Raw genomic sequence first — 14,040 nt, 5'->3', positions numbered from 1 at the left:
GCCGACCCTTGTCCCTACTGGCATGTCCTGATGAAGGCGTTACTGCCCTGCCGGTCTTCGTACCCGAGGAGATCGCGGCCTGCGTTCGGGAAGTCCGGCAGCATGCGCACATCGTCGCCGGACCCACAGGGCGCGGGTTGGGCCTGGCGATGGGGGCGAGGCCGGCGGGCGATGTGGTCGGCACGCTGCCGCCTCTGTATCCAGAGTGGTTGGGCGGGCGGACCTTCTGCGAGGCACATGGCGTCCGCTTCCCCTATGTGGCCGGGGAGATGGCGAACGGCATCGCGACGACGCGCATGGTGACGGCGATGGCCCGGGCCGAGATGCTCGGTTTCTTCGGGGCCGGTGGCCTCGGCCTTCCCGAGGTCGAGCGAGCCGTACACGAGTTGGCCGGGGAGCTTTCCGGTGTGCCGAACTGGGGTGTGAACCTGATCCACTCGCCGAACGAGCCCGAGCTGGAGTACCGCGTAGCCAAGCTGCTTCTGCGTCACGCTGTCCCCTGCGTCTCGGCGTCGGCGTACATGGCACTCACCCCGGCTGTGGTGCTGTGCTCAGCCGCCGGGCTGAATCGCGGCGCGGACGGGCAGATCGTGCGACGCACCCGGCTCTTCGCGAAGGTGTCGCGACCGGAGGTCGCCGAGCGATTCCTCTCACCGGCACCGCCGGAGCTGTTGCGTCTGCTGGTGGAGCGGGGCGAGCTCACTGCGGAGGAAGCCGCACTGGCCGCGCTGGTGCCGGTGGCCGAGGACATCACGGTCGAGTCCGACAGTGGTGGACACACCGACAACCGGCCGCTGGGCGCCTTGCTGCCACGGATTCTGAACCTGCGGGACGAACTGACGCGGCGTTTCGGCTACGCGCGGGAGGTCAGGATCGGCGCTGCCGGAGGGCTGGGGACGCCCGAGGGAGTCGCTTCCGCGTTCGCGCTGGGGGCGGCCTACGTGGTGACGGGGTCGGTGAACCAGGTGGCTGTGGAGGCCGGTATCTCCGACGACGCGAAGGCGATGCTGGCCGACGCCGACGTCGCTGACGTGATCATGGCCCCGTCCGCCGATATGTTCGAGCTGGGCGTCAAACTCCAAGTCCTGCGCCGGGGAACCATGTTTGCGTCGAGGGCCGGGCGCCTCTACGAGGCGTACCAGACCCATCAGTCCTTGGAGGAGCTGCCCCAGCAGTTGCGGGTCAAGATCGAACGGGATGTGCTGAGAGCCTCGATCGACGAAGTCTGGGCGCAGACCCGCCAGTTCTGGCAGCAGCGCGACCCGGGGGAGATCACTCGCGCGGAGAACGACCCCAAGCACCGCATGGCGCTGGTCTTCCGCTGGTACTTGGGCAGCTCCAGCCGTTGGGCGATCACCGGAGATACGACTCGGCGCGGCGATTACCAGATCTGGTGCGGACCGGCGATGGGCGCTTTCAACCGGTGGACCGCCGGTAGCTTCCTCGCGGATCCAACCCACCGTTCCGTGGTGCAGATCGCGCTCAATCTGCTCGAAGGTGCGGCCGTGACCACCCGTGCGCACCAACTCCGTACGTACGGCTTGCCGGTGCCCTCCTCGGCGTTCGCCTTCGCCCCCCGTCACCTCGCCTGAGCCGCTGTCCACGCTGACTGCCTTAGTTGCCAAGGAAGTTGAGAGAATGTCCGTCACCCGCCCCACACAGGTTCCGATCGCCGTGGTCGGTATCGGCGCGCTGCTGCCCGGCTCGCCGGGCGCTGACGGCTTCTGGCGTACGGTTGTGGCCGGTCGCGATCTGATCACGGACGTCCCCGCCGATCGATGGCTCGTCGAGGACTACTACGACCCCGATCCCGCCGCACCGGACAAGACCTATGCCCGCCGGGGAGCCTTCCTGCCGAAGGTCGGCTTCGATCCGCTGGCCTTCGGCATCCCGCCGAACATCCTTGCCTCGACGGACGTCACACAGCTGCTGGCGCTCATGGTGGCCGAGCAGGTCCTCACCGACGCCGGCGGACTCCCGGGAGTGGACCGTGACCGCGTGGGCGTCATCCTGGGAGCCAGCTCGACGGAACTGCTCACCCACATGTGCGCGCGGAACCAGCGCCCTGTGTGGCTCAAGGCCCTGCGGCAGAACGGCATCCCCGAGGACGAGGCGCAGGCCGTCTGCAACACCATCACCGACCACCACACGCCCTGGCAGGAGTCGACCTTTCCGGGGATGCTCACAAACGTCATCGCCGGTCGGATCGCCAACAAGTTCGATCTGCACGGCACCAATCACACCACCGACGCCGCGTGTGCGAGCTCCTTCGCGGCGCTTTCGACCGCGGTGGCAGAGCTCTCCCTCGGCCGGTCCGACCTGGTGATCAGCGGGGGCGTCGACGCCTCGAACGACGTCGGCATGTTCATGGCCTTCTCCAAGACGCCCGCCCTGTCACCCAGCGGCGACTGCCGGCCGTTCTCCGATGCGGCCGACGGCACGATGCTCGGCGAGGGCATCGCCCTGTACGCGCTGAAGCGGCTGGACGACGCGGAGCGTGCCGGAGACCGGATCTACGCCGTCATCCGCGGCATCGGTACCTCGTCGGACGGCAAAGGCACCGCGATCTACGCGCCGTTGCCCGAGGGGCAGTCCCGGGCTCTGCGGCGTGCCTACGAGCAGGCCGGCTACGGCCCGGGGACCGTGGAACTGGTGGAGGCGCACGGCACCGGGACCAGCGCGGGGGACGCCGCGGAGTTCGCCGCACTACGCCAGGTGTACGAGGATCCTGGCCGGGCGGACAAACAGTGGTGTGCGATCGGCTCGGTCAAGTCGCAGATCGGACACACCAAGTGCACCGCCGGCGCCGCCGGGCTCCTCAAGGCCGTCCTGGCCCTGAACCACAAGGTCCTCCCGCCGACGATCAAGGTTGCGCGACCCAACCCCGCGATGGGCATCGACGACAGCCCGTTCTACGTGAACACCCAGCTGCGTCCGTGGGTGCGCTCCGCGGACCACCCGCGCCGGGCCTCGGCGTCCAGCTTCGGCTTCGGAGGCAGCAACTTCCACGTCACGCTGGAGGAGTACGCACCCGCCGCCGGATCCGGCGGCCGTACGGCCTGGCGCACCCGTAGCGCGCCCACGGAGCTGGTGCTGTTCAGTAGCCCGACCGCAGCCGCCCTGCTGGACCGGAAAATCGACACCGGCCGCGCCCTGGCCGACATCGCACGGGAGAGCCAGCGCGACTTCCGGGCGAGCGATCCCGTACGCCTGGCGATCGTCGCCTCCCACTCCGACGACCTGTCAGAAAAGCTTGCGCAGGCCAAAGCGCTGATCGGCCGGCAGCCGAACACAGCGTTCTCCACACCGAGCGGCATCCACTACGCCACCGGCGGAGCCAGCGTCGGCCGGATCGGGTTCCTCTTTCCAGGGCAGGGAGCCCAGTACGTCGGCATGGGTGCGGACGTGGCCATGCTGTCCCCGGTTGCCCAGACGGTCTGGGACCGTATGGGCAGCGTGGAGTTCGGCGATCGCGCGTTGCACCGTGTGGTCTTTCCGCCAGCGGCCTTCAACGATGAGGAGCGGGCCGCTCAGCAGGCGCTGCTGACCTGCACCGAGTGGGCGCAGCCCGCGCTGGCAGCGCATAGTCTCGCCCTGCTTGAAGTGCTGCGCGGTCTTGGCCTGCGGCCGGACTGCGTGGCAGGGCACAGTTTCGGCGAGCTGGTGGCCCTGCACGCCGCAGGGGCGCTCGATGCGGAGTCCTTGATGGGCCTCGCCCGCAAGCGCGGTGAGTTGATGCGCGAAGCCGCAGCCGCCCCGGGCGCGATGCTGGCGGCAGCGGCTGGACGCGCCCGGGTCGAGGCGGCCATCACCGACTGCGGCGCGGCGGACGTCTGGCTGGCCAACCACAACGCTCCGGCACAGAGCGTTGTGTCCGGCGCGATCAAGAGCATCGAGGTCGTTCAGGGGAAGCTCGCCGCCGAAGGCATCGTCACCCGACGGCTGGAGGCCGCGACGGCCTTCCACAGCCCGTTCGTCGCCGAGGCGAGCGAACCGCTGTTCGCGTACCTGCGTGATGTCGAGGTCAACGAGCCCCGGTTCGACGTCTACGGGAACGCCGACGCCGCCACATATCCGGCAGCACCCGAAGAGATCCGTCGAAGGATCGCTGACCACCTCACCTCGCCGGTGCTGTTCCGCGACGAGATCGAGGCGATGTACGCCGCAGGAGTGCGGACGTTCGTCGAGGTAGGTGCCGGCGACACCCTGACGGGCCTCGTGGGGCAGACCCTCGGCGACCGCGAGCACCTAGCAATCAGCCTGGACCGCAAGGGACGCAACGGAATCACCGCCTTGCAGGACGCACTCGGGCGGCTCGCCGCGCACGGCGTCCGACTCGAACACGACGAGCTGTGGGCGCCGTACGCGCCGCCCGCAGCACCTGCCAAGGAGGGCAAGCCCAGGATGACCGTACAGATCAACGGCAAGAACCACGGTCGGCTCTACCCGCCCGCCGGCGGGGCCGATGCACTGCCCGCGCCGAATCCCGCTCGCCCGCTTGAGACCTCCGCACCAGCCGCGCAGGAGCCGGCACCGATGACTGCCGCTGTCCCGGCTCACGTCATGCCCGCGCCTGCCGCGCCTGCGGCTCCCGAAATGTCCAGCCCGGACACCGACTGGTTCGCCCTGATCGACAACGCGCAACGGCATACGGCGGAGGCACACACGGCCTGCCAGCAAATGCTGGTCGACAGCCACCTAGCCTTTTTGCAGATGACGGAGACGACCTTCGCCGCCATGCTGGGAGCACGAAGTGGCGAAGGTGCAGCCCCTCCCCCGGTGCTCGCGCCGCCGAACCTGCCGGTAGCGCGATCCGAGTCTCCTGCGGTCGCCCCGCTCTCTACGGCAGCCGTGGCTCCCGCGGTCGTGACGCCCTCGGCGGTGCCGACACCGGCCGACGCACCCTTCGTACTTCCGGAACCACCAGCGGTCGTTGCGCCACCTGCTCCACCCGCTCCGAATGTGCCCCAGGACCTCTCCGCAACGGGGTTCGAGGAACTGTTGCTGGCGGTGGTGGCGGAGCGGACGGGGTACCCGGTCTCGATGCTCAACGTGGACATGGGCCTAGAGGCGGATCTGGGGGTGGATTCGATCAAGCGAGTGGAGATCCTGTCCGCTCTGCGGAAGCGGGTCGGTGACCAACCGAACGGCAACGCTGACGGAAACGTGGGAGAGCTCCTGAAGCTCCGTACCCTGCGGCAGATCGTCGAAGCCTTCACTGCCACTGACACTGACACTGCGTCTGCCAGTCCCGTCGCGGAGCAGGACCAGGACCACGGGATTCCCGTCCCACGACACGAGCCGGCTGAGCACGTGGAACTCGGCAGGCTCGCCATCCGCATGCTGGAGACTCCCACACCCGGCCTGACGATGGCCGGCCTCGGAGACCAGCCGGTAGCGGTGACCGATGACGGCTGCGGAACCGCCGAACTGGTGACAGCCAAACTGACCCACCACGGCATCCACGCCACCGTCGTGACCACTGTCCCCCCAGACGCTCGCGCGGTCGTGCACCTCGGCGGCCTCGCACGGATCGGCTCGCCCGAGGAAGCGCTGGAGGTCCAGCGGGAGGTGTTCCGAGCGGCGCGCTCAGTAGCCCCGCACTTCACCACCCAGGGCGGCGTGTTCGTAACCGTGCAGGACACCGGTGGAGACTTCGGGCTCGCCAGCCGGCACCCCGACCGAGCCTGGCTGGGAGGTATCGCTGCCCTGACCAGGACGGCGACCAAGGAGTGGCCCACCGCCTCGGTCAAGGCGATCGACTGCGAGCGCGGCGGGCGCGACGCAGACGCCGTCGCCGAAGCGATCGTCGGGGAACTGCTCAGCGGCGGACCAGCTGCGGAGGTCGGCCTGCGTGCGGACGGCACCCGCACCACCGTCGGCTTGGCCCCTGCGTCCGCCGAGACCGGCCCGAAGGCGGACATCGGACCGGACTCGGTGATCGTGGCCACCGGTGGAGCCCGCGGAGTGACCGCGGCCGCCCTGCTGGACCTCGCCAGGACCCACCGACCCCGCATCGTTCTGCTCGGCCGCACCGAGCCAGCCCAGGAACCACCAGGGCTGGCGACGGCCACCGACGAGGCCGCGCTCACCCGTATCCTCGCCGAGCGCTCCGGCACCTCCTCTCCAGCCACGATCGGCGCCGAGGCCCGCGCAATCCTGGCGGCCCGCGAGGTCCGGTCCACACTGGCAGCCCTGGAGAGCGCCGGTTCCAAGGTTCGGTACGTGCCCGCGGACGTCCGGGACAGCGGGAGGCTGCACGACGTACTGCAGGAGGTGCGCCGGGACTGGGGGCCTATCACCGGGATCGTCCATGGCGCCGGCGTGCTGGCGGACAAGCTGATCGCCGAAAAGACCGATGAGCAGTTCGACCGGGTGCTGGCCACCAAGGCCGGCGGCATGCGCGCACTGCTCGCGGCTACCGAGGGCGACCCGCTCACCATGATCGTCTTGTTCTCCTCGGTGGCCGCCGTCTTCGGAAATGCCGGGCAGAGCGACTACGCCATGGCCAATGAGGTGCTCAACCACGTGGCCAGCGCCGAGCACGCCCGGCGCCCCAACTGCTTGGTGCGGTCCATCGCCTGGGGCCCCTGGCACGGAGGCATGGTCACCTCCGCGCTGGCCGCGCACTTCGGCCGGTCCGGTGTCCCCCTCATCCCCACCGGTCAGGGGGCCGCGGCCTTCACCGCTGAGCTGAGCGCTGCGGGCGTCGACGCTCGCGTGGTCATCGCGGCCGGTCCCGGCCCGGGCTCGATGGCGGCAGGGGCCGAACCGGTCGCCGCGCAGTTGCTGATCGGCGCGCGCACGCACTCGTACCTTGCCGACCACGACATCGCCGGCGTGCCGGTCCTGCCGGTGGCGACGGCGCTGGACTGGTTCGTTCGTGCCGCTGCGGTCTGGCGGCCGAACGCCGGTCATTTGGTGCTGCGTGACCTCCGCGTCTACAGCAAGATCGCCTTGCCGCACTTGGGTGGCGCAGGACATCGGCTCACTCTGCGTGGGCGTGGCGCCATGATCGGATCGCCCTCGGCGCTGGAGGCAGAACTGCTGGGCGAGGAGGGTACGCCGCACTTCCGGACCCACTTGGACTTCGAGGCGAGCCCTCCGAGCCCGGCGAGCTGGGGCACCCCGCAGGGGCTCGCCGCGGCGCGGCACACAGAGATCTACGACGGCCGTGTGCTCTTCCACGGGCCGCGTTTCCAGGCCATCCGCTCTGTCCACGGGATCGGCACGGACGGGGCCGAGGCGACAGTGACCGGCCTGACAGAACTGGGCTGGGGTGATGACCACTGGCAGCTCGACGTGGCCGCCGTTGACGGCGGTCTGCAACTCGCTTTGCTCTGGGCCGAGAGCGTGCTCGGCGACGCCACCCTGCCGATGGCGGTCGCGGAATGCCGGATGCACAGGCGCGGCCCGGTCGAGGGCACCGTGCGGTGCGTGGTGAGGGCCACGAAGGTACACGACATGGGCGCGCGTTGCGATGCGGCGCTCATCGACCCGGACGGAGTTCCGAGGGTGGAGCTGCTCGGCATCGAACTCGTGCGACGCCCCTCCTGAGCCCTCCTCACTCGGATCCGTCCGTGTTCGTGAAATGAGAAGACTGGTATGGGATTCGAACCGATCGCCATCGTCGGCCGGGGCTGCGTATTCCCCGACGCGCTCGACCCCGACACTTTCTGGGACAACATCGCCGCACGCCGCTGCAGCCTGTCGCAGGTCCCGGACGGCCGGTGGCGATTGCCGCACCACTGGGCCATGGGTACCGTCGACGACCACGTAGACCGCACATGGACCGATGTCGGCGGCTACGTCCGGGACTTCGATTCGGCGTTCGACCCGAGCGGCTTCCTCGTCGCTCCTGATCAGATTCTCGGCCTGGACCCGCTGTTCCACTGGGTGCTGTACGGCGCTCGGCAGGCGCTGCGGGAGGCCGGACACGAAGGACCGTCGGCCCGTGCGGGACTGGTGCTGGGGAACCTGTCCTATCCCACCAGCGCCGGCACGGCTTTCGCCGAGCACGTGTGGCTTTCCGAGGGGGCACCGTCCCTGTTGTCCGGGCTGGGGCGGACCAGGCCCGACCCGCGCAACCGCTTCTCCTCCGGGCTTCCCGCGCACTTCGCGGCCAAGGCACTCGGGCTCGGCGCGGGTGCCTTCGCGCTCGACGCCGCCTGTGCCTCGTCGCTGTACGCGATCAAGCTGGCCTGCGACCGTCTGCACGACGGCACGGCGGACGTCATGGTGGCCGGCGCGGTCAACCGGGTCGACAACCTGTTCCTGCATGTGGGGTTCTGCGGCCTGTCCGCGATGAGCCGCACCAGTCGCAGCCGCCCTTTCCACCGGGACGCCGATGGGCTGCTGCACGGCGAGGGCGCCGGATTCGTCTCCCTGATGCGCCTGCGCGACGCACTCGCGCAGAAGACGCCGGTGCTCGGGGTGATCCGGGGAATCGGGTTGTCCAACGATGGGCGCGGCAAAGGGCTGCTCAGCCCGGCGCAGGAGGGCCAGGAGCGGGCGATGAGCCTGGCCTACGCTATGGCGGGCGTCGAACCGCGAAGCGTCTCGCTCGTCGAATGCCACGCTACGGGCACTCCGGTCGGGGACGCGGTGGAAGTCCGCAGCATGGCAAGCGTCTTCGCAGGCAGCACCGATGTACCCATCGGTTCGGTGAAATCCAACGTCGGGCACCTGCTGGCCTCGGCCGGCGCCGGCGGGCTGCTCAAGGTGCTCGGTGCACTCCAGGCGGGCGTCCGACCGGCCACGCTCGCCGCTGAGGAGCCCCTGGCCGAGCTGCACGGCACACCGCTCCGGGTACTGAGCGATTCCGAACAGTGGCCCGGGCTTCGCCGGGCAGCGGTGAGTGCCTTCGGCTTCGGAGGCACCAACGCCCACCTCATCGTGGACGCCTGGGACGGTACCGGCGCCGTCGCGGCGACAGCACCCCCGCGCCCACCGATCGAGCCGGTAGCGATCGTGGCCATCGCCGCCCGGGTCGGGGACGGGGCGGGCACCCACGACTTCCGCCGTGCGGTGCTCGACGGTCATCGGAGCAGCCCGGCAACGAAGATCGACGTGGCCCTGGCGGGTCTGTGTTTTCCCCCGCGAGCGGTCGAACAGACGCTGCCCCAGCAGATCTTGATGCTCGAAGTGGCACGGGAAGCGGTGCGGGACGTCACCACGCCGCGGGAGCGGACCATGGTCGTCATCGGGGCGGGAGTGGATCCGGTGCTCTGCCGTGCCACCGCACGCTGGCGGGCGCCGTCCTGGCTGCAGAAGGCCGGGAAGTCCGCCGACTCTGGACTGGTCGCGCGTTTCCGAGACGCCTTCGACGAGCCCACGGTGTCGGAGCATGTGGTGGGCACCCTGCCCAACCTCGTGGCCAACCGGATCAACACCCAACTCGACCTCGCCGGTCCCGGGTACGTGGTTTCGGCCGAGGAAGCCTCCGGCCTCGTTGCACTGGAGCTCGCATCACGCGCGCTCAGAGCCGGCGAGGCCGACGCCGCGCTCGTCGGTGCCGTCGACCTGTCCTGCGAACCGGTCCACCAGGCGGCCCTGCGCGAGCTCCGACGTGATGACATCACCGGGGACGGCGCCGTGGCGGTCGTTCTCAAACGCCTCACCGACGCCCGCAAGGACGGCGACACCGTACTCGCCCTGCTCGACGACGCAGCCGCCCATGAGCCGGACCTCGTTCTCGGCGACGGCGTGGACACCGCGTTCGACCCGGCCGAACTCTTCGGCCGTCCCCACGCCGCTTCGGGCCTGCTCGCGGTCGCGGTCGCGGCGACCGCCCTGCGGCACCGCGCACTCCCGCGCGCGGGAGGTCCCGCCGACGCCGATCCTGGCCTGCGTACCGCGCGCGTCGTGGTGTCGCCGATGGAAGCACCCCCGACGGGGGTACGGCTGAGGGCCGCTGACACCGGCCCCTGGGCCCCTGGGCCGACGCCACGACTGCGTGTGTACTCCGGCCGGGACCGGCGGGAGGTCCTGGCCGCGCTGGAAACAGGCACCGAGTCCGGAGCGGGCCCGGCCCGGTTGGCCGTCGTGTCGGACGGCGATCCCCGGGAGCAGCGGAACGCCGTGCACCGCTGGCTCGCCGAGGGCGGCGTCAGACCACCCGGCGTGGCCTACCGCGACGCGCCGGTGACGGGCGAGGTCGCCTTCGTTTTCACCAACGGATCAGCCGCACACCCGGGCATGGGCCGCGAGCTGATGCTGGCCCTGCCCGCCCTGGGCGACGCGGTCGCGGCCAGGCACCGTTCTGCGCTCATGAGGCTCCAAGCCGGCTCCGAGGCGACGGTGCTCGACCAGATCTGGGGTGCGGCCCAGCTGGCCGCCGTCCACACCGAATTGACCCGGGGCCTGCTCGGACTGCGACCGGACGCCGCCATCGGCTACTCCTCCGGCGAGTCGGCCGCCCTGGTCGCCCTGGGGGCGTGGAAGGATGTCGCGGCCCTGCACCACGACACCCGGGAGAGCGGCCTGTTCACCCACGAGCTCACCGGAGAGCTCCGGGGCGTTCGCCGGGCCTGGGCACAGGTCGGTGTCGATGGCGAGCGATGGTCGAGCTACCTGGTCACCGCATCCATCGACCGGGTCCGTGCGGAACTCGCGGACGAACGTGCAGTCCACTTGATGGCGGTCAACGCCCCCGACGCATGCGTGGTCGGCGGTGAAGCACGGGCGTGTGCCGCCGTCATGGCGCGCATCGGTGCCGCCCATGTCATTCCGGTCGACTACGACCTGGCCGCCCACTCTCCGGAACTGGCCGAGGTCCGCGACCGCTGGTGGAACCTCCACCACCGTCCCACCAGCGCGGTGCCAGGGGTGCGGTTCTACAGTGGGGCCTCCACACACTGGTACACCCCGACGGCGGTCCGTGCCGCCGATGCCGTCACCGCGCAGGGCGTGGGCATGATCGACTTCGCCGGGACGATCGAGCGGGCGTGGTCCGACGGAGTCCGTGTCTTCGTCGAGCACGGGCCGCGCGGCCTGTGCACGGGGTGGATCGAGCGCACCCTGGGCGACCGCGAGCACGTGGCCGTGGCACTCGACGCCCAGGACAGGGGGTTGCGGCAGCTGTACCTCGCCGTCGCCGAACTTGTCGCCGCAGGCGTGCCCGTCCACGCCGAGGCCCTCTTCGAGCAACTGCGGGAGGCCACACCGGTACAGACCGAGGACGTCCCCACCATCACGGTGCCCGCCCACAGGGAGATCACGCTGCCGTCCCTCGACCAACCCGCGATGATCATGCCCAGGGCCCCCCGGCTGGAACCGACCACGGCACGCCGAGCCGCAGAGCCCGTCGCCGGCAACCTGCTCCCTCCCTCCGTCGCCGCAACCGAGCCACCGGCGACGGACCTGCGCACGCTCGTCGCCCGACAGACCCACAGGGTGATCGCCGTACATCAGGATGCCCTCGCCCAACAACTGCGGTCGCACCAGCGTTTCCTGCAGACCAGGGCCCGCCTCACCGCCGCGCTCATCCAGGCGGCGGGAACAGGGGCGCCATCGCTGCCGCCGCCAGCCCTGCATCCGGCCGAGCCCGCCCCGCCCGCACCCACCGACGCGGGCCGGCCGAACCGCTTGCCGGGGCCCGTGTTCGACCGGTCCCAGCTGGAACACCTGGCCTCGGAAGCCGTCTCCACCCTGTTCGGGCCGAAGTTCGCCGGGCAGGACGCGTACGAGGTGCAGACCAGGATGCCCGAGCCGCCGATGCTCCTCGTCGACCGGGTCACCGACATCGATGCGGTACCCGCTTCCTTGGCCGAACTCGGCCCGGAGCACGCCACCGGCACGATCTGCACCGAGACCGACGTCCGCCTCGACAGCTGGTACCTCGACGCCACCGGACGCATCCCGGCGGGCCTGATGATCGAGGCGGGACAGGCAGATCTGCTGCTGATCAGCTGGCTCGGGATCGACCTGCTCAACCGCGGCGAACGGGCTTATCGGCTGCTCGGCTGCGAACTGACCTACCACGGCGGCCGGCCCCAGGCCGGGGAGACACTGCGGTACGAGATCCATATCGACCGACACGCCGAGCACAATGGTGTCCGCCTGTTCTTCTTCCACTACGACTGCTTCGTCGGCGACGAACTCCGGTTGAGCGTCCGGAATGGACAGGCCGGCTTCTTTACGAAGGCAGAGCTCGACAACACCGATGGAGTGCGCTGGGATCCGGCAACCGTCGCACCGGCCGAGGACGTCCCGCTCGATGCCCCGGCAGTGCACTGCACACGATCGTCCTTCACCGCCGAGCAGGTGCGGGCCTTCGCCGACGGTCGGCCGGCGGACTGCTTCGGCCCGGGTTGGGACATCACCAGGTCACACGTGCGCCCACCCCGCCTCGACGACGGCCGCCTGTTGCTCCTGCACGAGGTCACCGAGTTCGACCCGGCCGGCGGGCCCTGGGGACGCGGCTATCTCCGCGCCGAGACTCCCGTCTCGCCGGACGACTGGTTCTTCGAGGGGCACTTCAAGAACGACCCGTGCATGCCGGGCACCCTGATGCTTCAAGGCGGGCTGCAGGCAATGGCGTTCTACTTGGCGGCCATGGGCTTCACCGTCGCCAGGGACGGCTGGCGCTTCGAGGCGGCAGGCGGGCGGCCCTACACCGCCCAATGCCGTGGGCAAGCCACACGGGCCAGCAAGAAGGTGGTGTACGAGGTGTTTGTGCACGGGGTCTCGGCCGGCCCGGAGCCGACGCTCTACGCCGACATTCTAGGCACCGTCGATGGCGTGAAGGCGTTCCATGGCCAGAACATCGCGCTCCAGCTGGTGCCGGACTGGCCGCTCTCGCAGTGGCGGCAGCTCGGCGGGCACAGGGAGCAGATCGGCGGAGCCCCGGTGCCGCTCGCTTCCCTCGGCGGACTGGTCGGCCATCGAGAGTCCAAGGCGGTTGCGGTGTCCGATGAGGGGCTTGCCTTCGGCTACCCGTCGTTGTTGGCGTGCGCGTGGGGAAGGCCGAGCGAGGCGTTCGGTGCCGGGGCCCAGGACTTCGACGGCACCCGCAGGATCGCGCGACTGCCCGGGCCGCCCTACCACTTCATGACCCGCATCGTCTCCGTGACCGGGCCGCCGTGCGGGATGCGGCAGGGCAGCAGCGTGATCGCCGAGTACGACGTGCCCGACCAGGTGTGGTACTTCGAGCAGAACGGCGACCAGGTCATGCCGTTCGCCGTGCTGATGGAGATCGCGCTGCAACCGTGCGGGTGGTTGGCCTGCTACGCCGGTGGCCCGCTGACCACGGAGACCGATCTGCTGTTCCGCAACCTCGACGGAACCGGAACGGTCACCGGCCAGATCACTCCGACGACCCGGACCGTGCGCACCGAGGCGGAGCTGACCACGATCTCGCAGAGCGGAGAGATGATCATTGTGTCGTTCGCGGTGCGGTGCTTCGCCGACGACGAAGAGGTGTTCGCGCTCTCGACGGTGTTCGGATTCTTCCCGTCATCTGCCTTCGGCCACCAGGTCGGCCTACCGGTCTCAGAAGGTGACCGTGCCGCACTGGAGGCACCTTGCGAGCGCACGGTCGACCTCACCACCAGCCCCGTCCGCTACTTCGCCGGTGCGGCCCGGCTGCCCGGCCCCATGCTGCTGATGCTCGACCGGATCACCGGATACTGGCCCGAAGGCGGCAGCGCGGGGCTGGGCCGACTGCGGTCGGAGAAGGACGTCGACGCGGGCGAGTGGTTCTTCAAGGCCCACTTCTTCCAGGACCCCGTCCAGCCGGGCTCACTTGGCATCGAGGCCATGTGCCAGCTGCTCCAGTTCTACCTGATCGAGCGCGGCCTCACCGACGGGGTGCCGCATCCCCGGTTCGAGCCCGTCTCGCTCGACCCCGACGTGATCTGGAAGTACCGCGGGCAGATCACACCGGCCAACCGCCTGATCAGGGTGGACCTGGAGATCCTGGAGGTCGGCGACGACGCACGCGGACCCTATGCGATCGCCGAGGCCCGACTCTGGGCGGACGACGCCTGCATCTACCACGCCCGCGGACTCGGCGTCCGCGTCGTACTCGGAGAGAGGTAG

Annotated in this window: 3 protein-coding genes; all 3 read left to right on the top strand. The window is 70.0% G+C overall.

Going from position 1 to position 14,040, the window contains the following annotated elements; translation table 11 throughout:
* Nucleotides 1-8: 8 nt before the first annotated feature.
* From ADK54_RS34785 to ADK54_RS34775, 3 genes are read left to right on the top strand one after another with little or no spacing between them, the layout of a single operon-like run.
* Nucleotides 9-1,592 (top strand): PfaD family polyunsaturated fatty acid/polyketide biosynthesis protein, encoded by a 1,584-nt coding sequence (locus ADK54_RS34785; protein WP_053729784.1) that lies wholly within the window; start codon nucleotides 9-11, stop codon nucleotides 1,590-1,592.
* A complete protein-coding gene (locus ADK54_RS34780; RefSeq protein ID WP_324610216.1) occupies nucleotides 1,516-7,557 on the top strand; it encodes an SDR family NAD(P)-dependent oxidoreductase in 6,042 nt (2,013 codons plus the stop codon). Before ADK54_RS34785 ends, ADK54_RS34780 begins: the two co-directional genes overlap by 77 nt.
* A 48-nt stretch (nucleotides 7,558-7,605) precedes the next feature.
* The gene (locus tag ADK54_RS34775; protein ID WP_053729782.1) at nucleotides 7,606-14,040 is read left to right on the top strand and encodes a type I polyketide synthase; all 6,435 of its coding nucleotides are present in this window, start codon (nucleotides 7,606-7,608) and stop codon (nucleotides 14,038-14,040) included.

The organism is Streptomyces sp. WM6378 (assembly GCF_001279695.1).
Lineage (GTDB): Bacteria > Actinomycetota > Actinomycetes > Streptomycetales > Streptomycetaceae > Streptomyces.
The sequence above is the reverse complement of the archived record's forward strand: the minus strand, read 5'-3'. Positions and strand labels throughout refer to the sequence as shown.